The sequence below is a fragment of the Streptococcus sp. 9.1(2021) genome, from assembly GCF_030466425.1.
In the GTDB taxonomy this organism is placed as follows: domain Bacteria; phylum Bacillota; class Bacilli; order Lactobacillales; family Streptococcaceae; genus Streptococcus; species Streptococcus wuxiensis.
This window is the reverse complement of sequence record NZ_JAGQFU010000003.1, coordinates 49,655-66,479: the sequence shown is the minus strand read 5'-3', so window position 1 is coordinate 66,479 and position 16,825 is coordinate 49,655. Positions and strand designations below refer to the sequence as shown.

The 16,825-nt window shown below is 42.2% G+C and carries 10 protein-coding genes; 2 read left to right on the top strand and 8 right to left on the bottom strand.

What is annotated here, in order from left to right; translation table 11 throughout:
- Positions 1–22 precede the first annotated feature (22 nt).
- The 4 genes from KBU52_RS08080 to KBU52_RS08065 all read right to left on the bottom strand — a co-directional run bounded on the left by KBU52_RS08080 (position 23) and on the right by KBU52_RS08065 (position 7,027).
- The gene (locus KBU52_RS08080; RefSeq protein ID WP_254724780.1) at positions 23–1,903 is read right to left on the bottom strand and encodes a beta-N-acetylhexosaminidase; all 1,881 of its coding nucleotides are present in this window, start codon (positions 1,901–1,903) and stop codon (positions 23–25) included.
- Positions 1,897–2,766, bottom strand: coding sequence for an ROK family protein (locus KBU52_RS08075; RefSeq protein WP_254724781.1), 870 nt, complete (start codon positions 2,764–2,766; stop codon positions 1,897–1,899). Before KBU52_RS08075 ends, KBU52_RS08080 begins: the two co-directional genes overlap by 7 nt.
- Positions 2,767–2,850: 84 nt before the next feature.
- Complete coding sequence (locus KBU52_RS08070) at positions 2,851–5,496, bottom strand: alpha-mannosidase (protein ID WP_074324775.1); 2,646 nt, start codon at positions 5,494–5,496, stop codon at positions 2,851–2,853.
- A gap of 250 nt (positions 5,497–5,746) precedes the next feature.
- On the bottom strand, positions 5,747–7,027 hold the full coding sequence (locus KBU52_RS08065; RefSeq protein ID WP_004251001.1) for a glycoside hydrolase family 125 protein: 1,281 nt from the start codon (positions 7,025–7,027) through the stop codon (positions 5,747–5,749).
- 172 nt (positions 7,028–7,199) lie between these two features.
- Here KBU52_RS08065 and KBU52_RS08060 point away from each other — a divergent pair, with 172 nt between their 5' ends.
- Both KBU52_RS08060 and KBU52_RS08055 read left to right on the top strand, forming a co-directional pair.
- Complete coding sequence (locus KBU52_RS08060; RefSeq protein ID WP_254724782.1) at positions 7,200–9,284, top strand: GH92 family glycosyl hydrolase; 2,085 nt, start codon at positions 7,200–7,202, stop codon at positions 9,282–9,284.
- Between the two features lie 429 nt (positions 9,285–9,713).
- On the top strand, positions 9,714–11,162 hold the full coding sequence (locus tag KBU52_RS08055) for an APC family permease (protein WP_254724783.1): 1,449 nt from the start codon (positions 9,714–9,716) through the stop codon (positions 11,160–11,162).
- Positions 11,163–11,266: 104 nt separating this feature from the next.
- Here the strand turns inward: KBU52_RS08055 and polA are convergent, their stop codons facing one another.
- The 4 genes from polA to dnaB all read right to left on the bottom strand — a co-directional run bounded on the left by polA (position 11,267) and on the right by dnaB (position 16,802).
- Entirely contained in the window at positions 11,267–13,900 is a 2,634-nt protein-coding gene (polA, locus tag KBU52_RS08050; protein ID WP_254724784.1) for a DNA polymerase I, read from the bottom strand.
- Between the two features lie 64 nt (positions 13,901–13,964).
- Positions 13,965–15,086 (bottom strand): SH3 domain-containing protein, encoded by a 1,122-nt coding sequence (locus KBU52_RS08045; RefSeq protein ID WP_254724785.1) that lies wholly within the window; start codon positions 15,084–15,086, stop codon positions 13,965–13,967.
- 94 nt (positions 15,087–15,180) lie between these two features.
- A complete protein-coding gene (locus KBU52_RS08040) occupies positions 15,181–15,447 on the bottom strand; it encodes a Veg family protein (protein WP_004250994.1) in 267 nt (88 codons plus the stop codon).
- Positions 15,444–16,802 carry a replicative DNA helicase gene (gene dnaB, locus KBU52_RS08035; RefSeq protein WP_006153396.1) on the bottom strand — a complete coding sequence of 453 codons (1,359 nt, stop codon included), beginning with the start codon at positions 16,800–16,802 and terminating at the stop codon, positions 15,444–15,446. The genes KBU52_RS08040 and dnaB overlap by 4 nt, the downstream gene beginning before the upstream one ends.
- Between the last annotated feature and the right edge of the window lie 23 nt (positions 16,803–16,825).

Genomic DNA, 16,825 nt, shown 5'->3' with positions numbered 1-16,825 from the left:
ACTCTGCCTGCATAGAGTTTTTCTAGGTCGTATAAATAGTCGAAGTTGTCGCAATAGTATGCCACTGATTAGCCGTTGTAGCTGCGAAGTCCTTATCTGCGTAGAAGTCAGTAAATGGAAGAATTTCGACTTCTAATTCTTCGATACGGTCAATTCGACCAGCCAAATAAGTCTCGATACGGCTTTCTGCTCGCTTGATTCGTTGCAGGAGCCCACCCATACGGATATCTACTGTATCCAAGCCAAAGACCTTGTTTTCTTTCAACCATTGCTGACTAAAGAGCTTGTGGAAGGTTTCAATCTGGCTTCTGAGTTTTGGTAATTCTTCCCTAGCGATTTGTTGCAAGCTCTCTTTATCATCTGCTTGATAGGCTTGACGGATACGTCGTCCCACATCAACCTTGCCACTTAAAATAGCATTCAACTGGGCCTGAGTTTCGAAAAGATAAGTATAGACTCCAGCTTTTTCTGTAATGTCAGAAAGAGTCTCAGCTGCCTGGGCAAAGTGAGGTTTGTCCTGTTCAGGAGTCATGTGCTTATCAAGAATTGGGCAAAGGACATCTTGATAAAAGACATAACGGTTGGGATTGATACCACTTAGATTTCCTGGTAGATCTGGTAAAAGATTGGCCAAATCCAGCTGCATAAAGTCCTCAACGGATAAACTGGTATTGGTTTTGAAGTGAGCAGATAAACGGTCTAAATCATTTCGATAGCTGAGTTCTGCCCAGATTTGTAAGCTTGGCAGAATAGAGAACTGAGCTGTTTCACCACCATTGTCCCCCCAACCAGTCACAATGACTTCTTTGATCTGATTGGCACGGCAGGCTTTGTTTGCTTCGATAGCGATGAGACGACTGAAATGGTTGTGTGGTGTGAAACCAATCCACTTCCAAGCACCACCTGCAAAGGCAATATCCTGGCTAATCTTGTGGTGGTTACTGAAGTTACGATTGTATTTTTCTTCGCTATCCTGATAATAATCCCAGTAAACCAAGGTCACACGGTCTTTGAGACGGTCAAGATAAACACGAGTTTCTTCTGGAATTTCGACATCACGGTCGTACTGGCCATCTGCTGACATGAGTTTGAAGAACATATCGCTCCACATCTGGCAGTGGAAACCATACTTGTCTGCAATATCCAGCACGCGCTCCAAATGTTGGCACATGAGGAGGCTACGGTCCACAACACCGTTTAAGATGAGATAGCGTCCCAAACCAACCAAGTGGGCTTCGTCCATGCCGATATTGACCTTGCGTGTTTGTAGTTTAGACAAAGTCGCAAACATGCCGTCGATTAGGTCGTAAACTTTTTCTTCGCCGATGAGGAGAATGTCCTCTACATCACGAAGTTGCTGGACTTCTTTAACACCCCATTTAACAAAGGCTGATAAGTGAGCCAAGGTCTGGATGCATGGGACAAAGGTCATGTCAAACTGCTGGGCGTATGCTTCAATTTCCTGTAACTCTTCAGCTGAATACGCTCCACGGAAATAACCAAAGTAGGGTTGGCCTTCAATCTGATAGGTGTCTTCCATGTAGAGTTCAAAGGTTGAATAACCCATCAGAGCTAAGACTTCAATCATCTGCTTGGCAGATGCAACATTTAAAACTGCATTTCGCGAACAGTCAGCCATGTAGGCTAAATCTTCATAAGCCGCTTGTTCTTCAATCTCTACCTTATCACCTTCTACCAAAGCTGTTGCGAGAACAGACAAGGCACGATAGAGTTGGTGAGGTTTGCGATAAGTCAATTGATATTCTCCGCCCTTACCCTTGATAGAGATAGAAGCTTGGTCAGACTGAGCGACTGCCACTTCTACATCTGGTAGTGAAATGTGATTTTGAAGTAAGTCTATAGCTTGCTGTTGTTTACTGCTAATTCCGGTAAAATTTACCATTGATTTTCCTCCTGTAACCAGTTGACAAGAGCGCCGTAGAGATTGGCATCTGCCTGATAGGTGCAGGCTTGGATCACTGGCGCAATTGTATATTCTTCATATCTTTCCACAAAGACGTCTACTGCTTTTTGCACACCTTTGATAAAATCTGGGTTTTGACTGATAGAGCCACCTAGGCTAATGACATCTGGGTCGATTAGATACTGGATATTGAGTAATCCTTGAGCAAGATTACGATTCATCCGCTCAATGGCTTCTTGGCAAAGGGCATTGCCTGCTGAAGCCTCTTGATAAACCTTACGGCCATCCCAGTCTGACTGACCTGATTTTTCAATCACATAACGAACCATGTTTCCTGTAGAAGCTAGTTGTGACCAGTTATTGAGTTTTTCTGCTGGTTCGATAGTTGTCATGTAACCAAACTCTCCACCCAAGCCATGGCGACCACGGTGAATTTTGCCATTGATAATCATGGCCCCACCGATCCCTGTACCAATAACGACACAGGCTGCATTTTCAATCTCAGGATGAGCTAGCAGTTCACTAAGTCCAACACAGTTGGCATCATTTTCTAGATGGACAGGTAGCTGGTGATGAGCTAGCACCTCATACCAAGAAAAACCATGGATGTAAGGAATGGCACTAATTCCCTCGATCACTCCTGTTTCTTGATTGACCGCTCCTGGAACACTCATAGCAATCCCACGATAGTCCTGTTCTGACAAGCGTTGGTCCAACCAAGCAAATAAATCTTCCAGAGTTTCTGGAGTTGGGGTGCTGGTTTTATCTAAAATCTTTCCATCAGGAGTTAGACTAGCAAACTTAATGCCAGTCCCTCCGATATCAATCGTTGCAATGGTCATTGCTTTCACCTGCAAAAAGGAGCGAATCAGCAGTTTGTTCTTACTTTTTCGCTCCTCCTTTCTTTTTATGTTTACTTTTTGAAATTAAATTTCTTCTTTTTGAATGAGTTCTGTACGAATTTCCTGTGGTGCCAATAGTCCTGAATGGACTGGGTATGGGCGTTCCAACAAGTCAAGAATAGTTTGTTGTTTTTCAGACACACGGATATTTTCTTGACTCATGTTGTAGTAACGAAGGACATAACCTTCTTCATTCTCAGCCACCTTAAAGGCTGTTGGGCATACTTGTGGCAAGTTCAGAGCCGGATGGTTAAAGAGGCTACCCGTTGCTGCAACGCTACCCTCTTGTTTTGCAACTTGAAGAGCTGTAAATGACACCTGGAAGGCTTTGGCACGACGGAAAGCTGAGAAGCGTTCCCCTGCTTGGTGACATTCTACTGCAAATTCAACTTCGATATCACGCAAGCACTGAGCTTCCGGCGTTGGGAAGTAACCCCAGTCACCAAGTTCGCCTGAAGCACGAAGAAGGGTTACAGCCATGGTGTCGTCTCCAAGGATTTCGTATTCATGCAATCCTTTATTGGATACGGTTACTCCTTTTACGTCATCATACAAGCTTACAAAGGCTTGTTGGTGTTGTGGATTTTCAGGATTTTCCCAAGAAGCTGCTGGTTTATTTGGCCGTGTCACAACTTCATAGATGCTTTCAGAATCATTGCTTGGACGAGTGTTATGAGTTTTCACCAAGAGACGAATGCGGTGATCCTTGGCTGTGTTGGTAAAGCGAGTTTTAAAGCGAATCTGTGGATTGTCCACAAAGACGGTCATCTCAGTTTCAAGAGGAATAGTTGTCAACTCTTCTGAACGACCTGCATCTCGTTTCATGAACTCGATGATACCTCTTTGTTCAGCATCCAATTTTTCATCTGCACTGACTGGAATGGTCAAGTCATGTTTGAGCAAGATTTTAGCATAGCGAGCATTGTTTTCTAAGACTCCATAACCTTTCAGTTGAGCATAAATTGGCTCAGTTCCTTTCGGCTGGAAGTAAATGTACTCGTTACCAATATCTCCACGGTCCTCGAATTGGATGAAATCTTCGTAAGCTTCGTTAGTAGTCTTGTCATAGACTGTGATTCCTTCATCCACACTGACTGTTACGAATGGTGTATCAATTACTCCATTTTGGTAAATACCATCACGGTGATTTACTTGACCTTCGACCAATTGGAAGCTTGCCCAAGAAAGCGGAGCAAGGTGGACTGGGATTGTCACGCGCACTTGGCGTGCAATATATGGTTGGCGGAATTTATCCTTAGGCAAAGTATAGCCAAAATTTGCTCCCAAGTCTTCAATCTTGGCTTCAAGGACATGGCCATCCAAATCTTCAACATGGTAATCTGGCAAGGTCACGGCTGCCATCTTCTTGTAACCTTCAGTCGGATGCAATTCTTTAAAATCACAAGTCACAACATCCACTACAACACTAACTGTATCAACCTTGTCATGTAAGGCTGTGTTGACAACGGTAAAGAGGTGGTCGCTTTGCGCTTCCTGAGTTGCTATTTTATGTTTCCACTCGTTAAGAAGATTACTCTTAACAAAATTCCCGACTTGATTAACCTTTGCAAAACGAGTTTCCATTTCACGGTGAACTTCGTCAATACTACAACCACAGATACTATCGTGCGGTGCATTTTGCAGAAGTACTTTCCAAGCATAGGTCAATTGATCCTTGTGGTTGTGGCCTCCAGTGATAATGGTTAATGGTTCCACGACCTGCTCTAACAAGTTGCTATTTTCTTGGAAGGCTTGTTTGAGATAAACACGTGAAGAAGAGGTATTGGCAAGGGTGTACCAGCCATCCGTTTCCTGGCTAGTCAACTCACCTGTGACCGTTGATAATTGTTCAGGAAGGGCACTTTCCAGTGCTTGGACATATTCGTCAAATGAGCTATGAATAAAGGTCACGTCAGGGAAGAGTTCGTTTGCCACACGAATGGCTTCGCTCAAGTTCCGTTGAACTGGTTGGTGGTCGCAACCGTTCATCATCAACCATTGGTTAGTTGATGCATAGTCACGAACGTCTGCCAATTTTTGTTTCCAGAAATCCAAAGCTTCATCTTTATCCACTGGAATTTCGTTCCCGTTACTGTACCAGTTGGCAAAGAGAATACCCAGCACACGGCTACCATCAGCCCCTTGCCAGTACATCTCAGAAAATTGAGAGGTAAACTGTTCATCTTCAAGGACTTGATTGTCAAATCCGATTGGCTTGACACCGCGACCAAAGGCTGCTACGTGAATACCTGATTTTTGAAGGATTTGAGGAGCCTGCCCCATATTTCCAAAAGTATCTGGGAAATAACCAATTTGAGTAGATTTGCCCCATTTGGCACATTCCGCTTGTCCAATCAAGGTATTGCGGACGTTAGCTTCACTGGAAATCAAGTAATCATCCTGCAAGATATAGAAAGGCCCAATCTTCAATTTGCCTTCGTCGATATAACGCTGCACCTTGTCACGGTTTTCAGGGCGAATTTCTAAATAGTCATCGAGGACAATGGTTTGTCCATCTAGGTGGAAGCTCTTGAACTCAGGATCATTTTCAAAAAGATCAAAAAGATTGTCAAAAAGTTCCACCAATTGCATACGGTGACTTTCAAAAGGTAGATACCACTCACGATCCCAGTGACTGTGAGAGATGATATGTACAACAACATTTTCCATGAAGTAAAACCTCATTCTAAATTTAAATTTTTATTGTTAACGTTTTAAATGTAAATTTGTGATTCTTTCCAAGAATCAGTTGAGCGAAAACGTACTCCTTATACTCAATGAAAATCAAAGAGCAAACTAGGAAGCTAGCCGCAGGTTGCTCAAAGCACTGCTTTGAGGTTGTAGATAGAACTGACGAAGTCAGTAACATATATACGGCAAGGTGAAGCTGACGTGGTTTGAATTTGATTTTCGAAGAGTATTAGCGAATATCTAGGTAATCCAAGACCAATTCGCAGAACATCATGTTGGCCCATGAGAACCATTCACGAGAGTAGAGAGTCGGATCATCTACGTGGAAGCTTTCATGCATAACACCTGTTCCGCCATCGCAGGCAACTAGTTGGTCTAGCAAGTATTTTTTCTCAGCTTTATCTGTAGCTGTTAAGCCTTGAATTGATAGGGCAATCGGCCAGATATAACGATAGAAGGTATGAGAGCTTCCGAGACCGCTAGCGTATTCTCCTTGGTAGAAGTATGGATTTTCAGGGCTGAGAATGGTGCGACGAGTTGCTTGATACACTTCGTCATTGACATCACAATAACCAAGATATGGAGCAGCTAACAAACTTGGTACGTTAGGGTCGTCCATGATGCTAGCATTTCCTAAACCGTCTACTTCAAAGGCATAGATCTTCTCGCCCTTGCTGTTAGTCGTGTAGGCGTAATTTTCGATCCCTTCTTGGATTTCAGCTTGCAGACGTTTAGCGTCAGCAATGATGCTTTCACTATCAGCTAGACTCAATGTAGCAAAGATTTCTTGGACATAACCTAAGACAACGACTGCAAACATATTGGATGGAATCAAGTAGCTATACTGACAGCAGTCATCGCTTGGACGGAAGGCTGACCAGGTCATCCCTGTCACGGCAAAATCAGGTCCAAAACCATCATTAACCAAAGTGTCTTCCTTACGATCGGTATCACGGACGAAACGGTATGGTGAGTTCTTGTGATCTTGCTCCACCGTCCAAAGATGAAGAATCTCCTTGGTCGCTGTAACAAAAGTCTCATCAAACTGGCTAGTCTCACCAGTTTCCTTCCAAAGAAGGTAAGCCAATTGCAAGGGATAGCAAAGCGAATCTACTTCATACTTGCGTTCCCAAATCCAGCCATTGAGGTCTGTATGGTCTGTCTCGTGATGGCCCTTCCAGTTCTCCTCAATATTGAAAGAGTTGGCATAGGGATCCTTGAGAATCAAAGTCATCTGGCGTTTAACCAAACCAGCAATGGTCTGGCGCAAACGAGGGTCTCTTTTTGCCACATGAAGGTATGGTCTAAGCTGAGCAGTTGAATCCCGAAGCCACATAGCTGGGATATCCCCAGTTAGTACAAAGGTCGAGCCATCTTCTAAGATTTCAACTGTATTGTCTAAAGTGTCTGTATAGCAACGCTCAAAAACATCGACCCATTCAGGATGTTCCTTGGCACTCTCCGCTACCTCATCTAGCCACTCTCTGACGATTTCTTTAGAATAAACCATAAACTATTTTACCTCTTTCAAACAAATTTTCATTTTCAGTATATAGCTTTTAGTCCAGAAAATATATACACAAATGTTAGTCATTATTCTACAAAATTGTTATATTTAGAAGTCATTTTCTAAAAGTATCCTTTTTCTGATATAATGTAGAAAACTACAGAAGGAAATCGCTATGGAACCGATACTTGAAACCATTGATACCCGCTTTGGCACCGCGAGCAAGCATGCCTTTTCTCGAGGAAATACCCTACCTTACGCTGGAGTGCCTTTTGGGATGAATTACTTTGTTCCGCAAACTAGTGACCAGGAAGGGTCTTGGTTTTTTGATCCCCATCTTCCCATATTTCAGGGTGTTCGACTAACCCACCAGCCTAGTCCTTGGATTGGCGATTATTCTTGGTTACTACTGACGCCTGTTACAGGAGAAATCAGTGGCGACACCCTCTTCCATCGTCAGTCTTCTTATAACCTTGATCGTGCTATTTTCAATCCCCATTATCTCAGAATTTTTTCTGAGCGTTATCAGATTGAAACCCAACTCACACCTACTTGCTATGGGGCTTCTATTCAACTAAGACAGATACAAGGCAAGAAGCTCTCACTCTATCTGCATGCAACTGATGATTTATCATTAGAGCAAGTAAATGAGCGTACTGTCAGCCTTGGTCAAAGCGGATTAACCGAAACCAACAAAAGTCCCCTCGTCATGTTTACTGCTCTCGCATTCTCTACGGATATTCTATCTATCAATCAAGTGGGGCAAGACTGGCGTATTGACTTGGCTGGAGCAGAAGCTCTAGTTCAACTAGCTACTTCTTTTATTTCTAAAGAACAGGCCCTCTTTAATCTGCCTAGAAAAGACTTTGAAGAAACGAAGTCAGAGGCTAAAGCAAGTTGGGAAGACCTTCTAGGCCGTTTTGATGTCGTGGAAACTGGCTCTGTAGACCGAACATTTTTTGATCACTGTCTTTATAGACTCTTGCTTTTCCCACAAACCTTCTATGAGGTAAATGAGCAAGGCGAGACTATTCATATAGACCTTGCTTCAGGAACGATCAAGTCTGGTCTACTCTATACCAACAATGGTTTTTGGGATACCTTCCGCACTTCATTCCCACTCTTTGCCTTGATTATTCCAGAGCACTATCGTCAGTTTCTTGAAGGCTTCCTCAATAGCTATAGAGATACCGGGTATCTCCCTAAGTGGCTGGCTCCTGACGAAAGAGGAATGATGCCTGGGACTTTGATTGATGGCCTTCTTGCAGATAGTGCTTGCAAAGATATGACACCTGAGTTTGAAGAAGAATTTCTCAAAGCCATGATTGAAACTGCGACCAAGGCAGATCCAAAAGCTATCAACGGGCGGCACGGTCTAAGCCAATACCAAGAACTGGGCTATTTATCCACAGACTACCACGAAAGTGTCAGTCATACGCTAGATTATGCTTACAGCGATTTTTGTATCTCTACTTGTGCAGAAAAATTAGGTCAAGAAAAGCTGGCTCAAACCTATGCTCAATATTCTAAAAACTATCAGAATCTATTTGACTCTGAGACGGGTTACATGAGGGCGCGTGATGTAGATGGCAACTTCCGTCCTGACTTTTCTCCCTATAGTTGGGGTCGTGACTACGCTGAGTGCTCAGCTATTCAAGCCAGTCTGGGTGTCTTACATGACATTTCTGGACTTAGCCAACTAATGGGTGGAAAAGAAGCCTTTAGCAACTATCTTTTGAAAGCTTGTCAAAGTCTCCCACTTTTTGAAACGACGGGCTATGGATATGAAATTCATGAGATGAGCGAGATGGCAACAGCGCCATTTGGTCAACTAGCCATTTCAAACCAACCAAGCTTCCACATCCCTTATCTTTTCCGCTACAGTAGTTATCCCCAATATACCAGTCTCTTAATCAAGACCCTCCGTCAAAAAGCCTTCCGAGCTAGCTGGGATGCTTATCCGGGCGATGAGGATAATGGTAGTCTTTCAGCTTGGTATGTATGGTCTGCTCTCGGACTTTACCCAACCTGCCCAGGAAAAGCAAGCTATGATCTTGGAATTCCACTCTTTGACCACCTTCGTGTCTATCTGGCAGAAACAAATCAGTGGTTGGATGTTCATACTCAACAAAATTATGAACACTTCCACTTTGTCCAAGACTGTCAACTGGACGGAAAAGAAAAACAAAGTATCAGCCATCAGGAACTGCTCAATGCTAAGACTCTTGACTTTACCCTCAGCTGGTTACCGAAGCACTAATAGATCAAATCCCTTTGTCATGCACAAAGGGGTTTTCTTATCCATATAAAGTTATCCACAAACTGTGAAAAACTCTCCAACTGTTCTTTGGAAAAAATTTTCAAGTTTTTCCAAAATATCTTTCCAACCTAAGTATCTATGATCTGCAATAGAAATGCTGTTAGAATCCTTGTCTAATTAGGCTTTATACCAGATCCTCCTCTCTTATAATTCCTAAATTTCTTGTCCCCTTTACAAACGATAACTATAAAAATATTTTTGATAGGATGGTGTCAAGTTATCCACAGTTTGTGGATAATCCTTTTCTAAACCAACAAGCCCTATTCCCTATCTGTTAGCTAGCTTTTACTTTTTTATAGTAAATTTCAAATTTTGTTAGGCGCTTTCAAAAAATCATGATATACTGAAATTATCAGAAAAGGAGACATTATGAAAAAAGATCAACACCAACTTAATTGGCTGATGGTTTCTCTAATTGCTTTCAACATGGTTTGGGGGCTAGGAAACGTCGTCAACAACTATTCTCAACAGGGAATTTCAGTAGTCGTATCTTGGGTTTTAATCCTCGCACTCTACTTTATCCCATATTCACTCATCGTCGGACAACTAGGTTCTACCTTCAAGGAAAGCGGAAGCGGTGTTAGCGACTGGGTTGAAAAAACATCAACCAAACGCCTCGCCTACTTTGCCGCTTGGACCTACTGGGTTGTGCACATCCCTTATCTCGCACAAAAACCTCAAGGAATCCTGATTCCGCTTGGATGGGCCTTGCAGGGTAACGGACAATTTCTAAAACAAATCGATATCCACTGGATTGTTATTCTCTGCTTGCTAATCTTTGGACTTTTCCTCTATCTTTCTACAAAAGGATTGACAACACTGAAAGTCATCGGTAGCTTGGCAGGAAGTGCCATGTTGATTATGTCTTTACTCTTTGTGCTTTTGGCTGTCGGTCTGCCTTTCATTAAGCCAGACATCCAGTTTGCGACACCACATATGGATCAACTGAGTACCTACATTCCAAACTTTGATTTTTCTTATTTTACAACCATCTCACTACTGGTCTTTGCCGTTGGTGGTTGTGAAAAAATTTCCCCTTATGTGAATCAAACTCGCAATCCTGCAAAAGAATTTCCAAAAGGTATGATTGTCATGGCCATCATGGTAGGACTCTCTGCTATCCTTGGTTCAGTTGCCATGGGAATGCTATTTGATGGTAATAACATCCCTGAAGACCTCATGCGTAATGGTGCTTATCAAGCCTTCCAAATGTTAGGAAATTCTTGGGGAGTTGGAAATCTTTTCGTTGTGATTTACGCTCTTACAAATATGGTCGGACAAATTGCTGCGCTTGCCTTTTCTATTGACGCACCATTACAAATCCTACTCAATAATGCTGACGAAAACTACATCCCAAGCTGGCTTCGTAAACGTACTGAAAAAGGTGTCCTCATTAACGGTTACCTCCTTACAGGTGTCCTCGTTAGCCTTATCATCATCCTTCCAATTTTTGGTATCCAAGAAATTGATGGACTTGTAAAATGGATGACCAACCTCAATTCTATCGTAATGCCAATGCGTTATCTCTGGGTATTCCTTGCCTACATGATGCTTAATCGCGCTTGGAAAACATACAAAAATGCCGAATACAAGTTTGTGAACAATCCTAAGCTTGGCTTTGTAATCGGTACTTGGTGCTTCCTCTTCACTGCCTTTGCTTGTATCCTAGGTATGGTTCCAAAAATTAGCTATGCTGAGAATCCAACTGCTTGGCACTTCTCTCTTCTTACAAACATCTTGACCCCAATTATTCTGATTGGTTTAGGTGTTATTCTACCAGTACTTGCCAAAAAAGAACAAAAGAAACAAATCAAATAAATCCTACTATTAGCTAGATAGTTTCACTTTTGTCTTTTCCTGAAAAAAAATCCCTTTGAGCCATAATGTTCAAGGGGATTTCTTTTTTGTCTGATAGGCCATTTCTACTTAGCTTCGTACCAAGTCACGCCTTCATTTTCATCAGCAATCAGTGGCACACTGAGTTGAATGGCTTCTTCCATGGTTTGTTTGACGAGTTTTTTTATGGCAGCTAATTCTGACTTAGGCACTTCAAGAACTATTTCATCGTGTACTTGTAACAGCATCTTAGTCTGATAGCTACCCTCTACCAATGCTTTATCTAGTTGAATCATAGCGATTTTGAGGATATCTGCAGCCGATCCTTGGATAGGTGAGTTGATTGCTGTACGTTCCGCAAAACCACGAACGTTAAAGTTACGCGAATTGATATCTGGTAACTCACGACGACGTTTGAAGAGAGTCTCCACATAACCCTTATCACGCGCCTCACGAACCACTTCATCCATGTAATTTTTGATACCAGGGAAGCGTTCAAAGTAAGTGTCGATGTATGCCTTAGCCTCTTTACGGCTGATACCTAGGTTATTGGATAAACCAAAGTCTGAAATTCCGTAAACCACTCCAAAATTGACAGCCTTGGCATTACGACGGTCGTTTGGAGTCACATCCTCGGGACGCTCAATTCCAAAGACACGCATGGCTGTCGAGGTATGGATATCAGCTCCCTCTTGGAAAACCTTGATTAAGTGCTCATCTTTAGAGATATGCGCCAAAACTCGCAATTCAATCTGTGAGTAGTCAGAGCTGAGAAGGACACTATCCTCCCACTCTGGCACGAAAGCCTTACGAATGAGGCGACCTTGTTCCAAGCGAACAGGAATATTTTGCAAGTTTGGATCCACACTAGACAGACGCCCTGTCTGAGTCAAATCCTGCACATAGCGCGTGTGAATCTTGCCATCCGCTAAAATCCAATCCTGCAAACCAATCACATAAGTCGATTGAATCTTAGCAATTTGACGATAATCTAAAATTTTCTTGACGATTGGGGCAATAGGAGCTAGGCGCTCTAACACATCCACTGCTGTTGAATAACCTGTCTTGGTTTTCTTGGTGTATTCTATAGGGAGACCTAGCTTTTCAAAAAGTAGTTCACCCAACTGTTTAGGCGAGTTGATATTAAATTCCTCACCAGCTAGTTCATAAATCTCTTGAGTCAGCTTTTCAATGACAAGCTCATTTTCAGCTTGCATCTCAAGTAGAGTTTCTTTTTTAACCTTGATCCCAGCTATTTCCATCTTAGCAAGAACAAAGGCCAGAGGCTGCTCCATCTCATAGAGGAGGTCTAATTGTCCATTTTCACTTAACTTTTCAAGCAATACAAGCTCTGTCTCAACCAGCACAGCAACCTTGCGAGCCAAGTGTTCCAAGAAGGTATCTCTCTCAGGGATAGCTTTCTTGACACCCTTACCATAGAAGGTTTCATCATCGACTAGGTAAGTTTGACCATAGAGACTAGCAATGGTTGAAATTTCATTATTCTCTACAGTAGAGAGAAGGTATTTGGCCAAGCGACTGTCAAAAGCAGGAGCCTGCAAGTCCAAACCAAAGCGATTTAAGAGAACTTTAGCTTTCTTAAAGTCATATACTTTCAGAGGCGTTTTTTCTAGAAAATCCTTAAGAATCGGATCCTGCAGAAGTTCCAGCCTATCTGTAGCATAGAGCTTGTCTCCACAAGACCAAGCAAAACCAATCAAGTTATCTGTATGGTAGTTTTCACCAAAAAGTTCAAAGTGGAAGATAGAGTCGGCACTCAGCATGTCTTCGCTCACCTTGTCCACCACGGTGAAATTCAAAGTCTCAGCTTGATTCGCCTGAGAAGCATTCAAGGCTTGTTTGAGCTGTTTAAAGCCCATCTCATCGTAGAATTTCCCAAGGTTTTCCACATTTGGTCCACTATAGACCAAATCATCTAGACCTATCTCGATTGGCGCTTTCGTATCGATGGTCGCTAGTGTTTTAGACAGAAAGGCTTGTTCCTTGTCATTGACAAGATTTTCCTTCATCTTTGAAGCCTTCATGCCATCGATATTTTCATAAATACCTTCCAGCGATCCGTGTTCTAACAAGAGCTTAATGCCAGTCTTTTCACCAATCTTGGTGACGCCAGGGATATTATCAGACTTATCCCCCATAAGGGCCTTAAGATCAATAAACTGAGCTGGGGTAATTCCCATCTTTTCCATGAGATATTCTGGTGTAAAGGCCTCAAACTCAGCGACACCTTTCTTAGAAATCTCAACTACTGTATGCTCATCCGTCAACTGGATTAAGTCTTTATCTCCGCTGACGATTGTTACATCAAAAGAATCCTTTTCAGCCAAGCGACCAAGAGTTCCAATGATATCATCTGCCTCATACTGGGCTAATTCATAGTGGCGAATCCCAAGATGGTCTAGCATCTCACGAATGAAGGGGAATTGCTCACGAAACTCATCTGGAGTTTTAGCACGACCCCCCTTGTAGTCTGCATACATCTCTGTACGGAAAGTCGTTTTCCCCGCATCAAAAGCAACCAAAATATGACTCGGTTGGACACGCTCCAGTAGGTGATTTAGCATCAGATGAAATCCGTAGATTGCATTGGTATGTAGTCCATTGTCATTTTTAAAACGATCCAGTTGCTGGTAAAGTGCAAAAAATGCTCGAAAAGCAACTGAAGATCCATCAATCAATAATAATTTTTTCTTGTCCATACACCCATTATAAAGGAAAGCAGGGAAAAATACCATTGCTAAGAGTTAGATTATCGGTCAAGGCTTATTGAGACGCTTGTTCTACTCGCGCACCATTGCTGTCAACTTGAAAACCATCGATTGTTGTATCTACTGCCAATTCTCCAGATGCGTTCACGTAATAATGTTTCCCTGAAACCTGGAACCACTGACTAGTTTTCATAGCTCCAGAACTTTCCAGATAATACCAAATACCTTTATCCTTCAACCAACCTGTCTGCATTTCTCCAGATGATTTCAAGTAGTACCACTTGGAACCGTCTTTTAGCCAACCTGTTCTCATTGAACCATTAGTTTGGAAATAGTACCAACTGCCGTTTATCTTTTTCCAACCAAGAGCGACTTTCCCATTTTCATAGTAGTACCATGTTATCCCCTGTTTTTCCCATCCGTTCTTAGCAGTTGCTATTTTAGCTAGCTGGACATATCTGCGATTTCCAGTTCGGGATAGATAAGAAAGCCATTTATAACCATCTTTTTCAAGAGTCTGATCGTAATGAACACTTTCTCCAGGATAGTAATAGTCAATAATCCCAGCCGCTTGTGATGGCTGGTTCATAATAGCAGCTTTTTCTGTAAAAACATGGGTTCCACTAGATACTAAAGTTGACTGATGATTTCCTGTGCTAGCCTGTCCTACATCTTTAAAATGAATGAAACCAGACATAGAACTTGCTTTTACTATTCTACGATAATACGTTTCTGTATAATCGTAATTGTACTCCTCAATTTCAACCATGTCTCCAATCACGTTAGAAACCCAAGCTACGTGGCCATGTGTTCCCCTCGTACTCCAAGCAATAGCTCCAATCGCTGGTCTCTGATCTACACGATATCCTTCTTTTTGAGCACGGTATCCCCATTCCTTCGCATGCCCATAAGCAGCTGGTAGTTCAAATCCATTAACACTACTTAAACGAAAGGCAGCGAAAGATGTACACTGTCTGGAGTATAGACGCCATTTATCGATTTCTTGACTTCCATTTTTATAATAATAAGGATAATCATCTCCACGTGCCAGTGAGCCATTGTTTGCCTGATTGGCATGAACAGCTCCTCCACCAAACAAAAAAGCACCTGCTAACAGTAGGGAAGCTGTCCCCACTGTCGTTCTCTTAAGAAAAGCTCCCTTTTTACTATATGTCATTCATTCTCCTTCGAATAGATAAATTTTTGAGGTTGACCTCATTTATATCATTCGAAAGAAAAAGAAAAAAGTGAGAAAACTCCCACTTTCAATCTTAATCCAAATAGTGAATCAAATTCTTTTCCGTTAAAATATCAGAATACGTGAAGGATTCAACGTAGACGTTGGCTTGTTTGTCTCCTTCTACATCTCCAAATTCAACGATAAAGAGTGATGGATAAACCTCAATAAGTCTTCCCAAACGATTCTTTTGGCGTTTACGACCATTTTCCAAGGTCATTTCCACGACTTGTCCTTCATGCGCCTTGATTTCTTCTTTGATTTTTTTCATCTTGGCTACATCTGTAAATGCATCTGTCATCTTTGTTCCTCTCTCTTCGAAATACTTGAAAACTTGTTATACTCTTTTTGAAAAATCAATTCTACCGTTCCACGTGCACCGCTACGGTTCTTCTCAATAATAACTTCTACTTTGTTATTTGGAAGACCTTCCTCTTCTTCGCCACCACGTTCATAATAGTCATCTCGATAGAGAAAGGCTACGATATCCGCATCCTGCTCGATAGATCCAGACTCACGAATATCTGATAATACTGGCCTTTTATCTTGACGTTGCTCAACACTACGTGATAGCTGACTTAGCGCGATAACAGGCACCTTCAGTTCCTTGGCTAGAATTTTCAACTGACGTGAAATCTCTGACACCTCTTGCTGACGGTTTTCACGACCAGTCCCTGTGATTAGTTGCAGGTAGTCAATCAAGATCAATCCAAGATTGCCTGTTTCCTGAGACAATTTTCTGGCGCGTGAACGAATCTCCGTAATTCGAATTCCAGGGGTATCGTCAATATAGATGCTTGCTTTTGCAAGATTGCCTTGAGCAATCGTATATTTGCGCCATTCTTCCTCAGTCAATTGCCCTGTACGGATAGAGTGAGACTCCACTAGCCCTTCGGCAGCTAACATACGGTCAACCAGACTCTCAGCACCCATCTCAAGCGAGAAAATTGCAACGGTCTTGTCTAGCTTGGTTCCGATATTTTGAGCAATATTCAAGGCAAAAGCAGTCTTACCAACCGCAGGACGAGCAGCAAGAATGATTAACTCCTCCTCGTGCAAACCAGTTGTCATATGATCCAAATCTTGATAACCAGTAGCAATCCCCGTAATATCCGACGTTTGTTGTGATCGAACTTCCAGATTCCCAAAATTAAGATTTAAAATGTCACGAATGTTTCTAAAACCACTACGATTTGCATTCTCACTGACATCGATCAAACCTTTTTCTGCTCTAGCAATGATTTCATCTGCTGGACTAGAGGCTTCGTAAGCTTGGTTTACAGACTCTGTCAACTTAGCAATCAAACGACGAAGCGTGGCTTTCTCTGCTACAATTTTTGCATAGTATTCAGCGTTTGCAGAGGTTGGTACAGAGTTGATAATCTCAACAAGGTAGGACAAGCCACCAATATTTTGCAAATCACCTTGATCATCTAATATCGTACGAACAGTCGTTGCATCAATGGCTTCGCCTCGATCTGATAAATCAACCATGGCCTGAAAAATCAAACGGTGAGCATACTTAAAGAAGTCTCGAGAGTCAATATATTCTCGAACAAACACGAGTTTACTCTCATCGATAAATATAGCTCCCAATACAGATTGTTCTGCCAAAATATCCTGGGGCTGAACTCGTAGTTCCTCTACTTCTGCCATCAGACTTTCCTTCCTTTTACAAA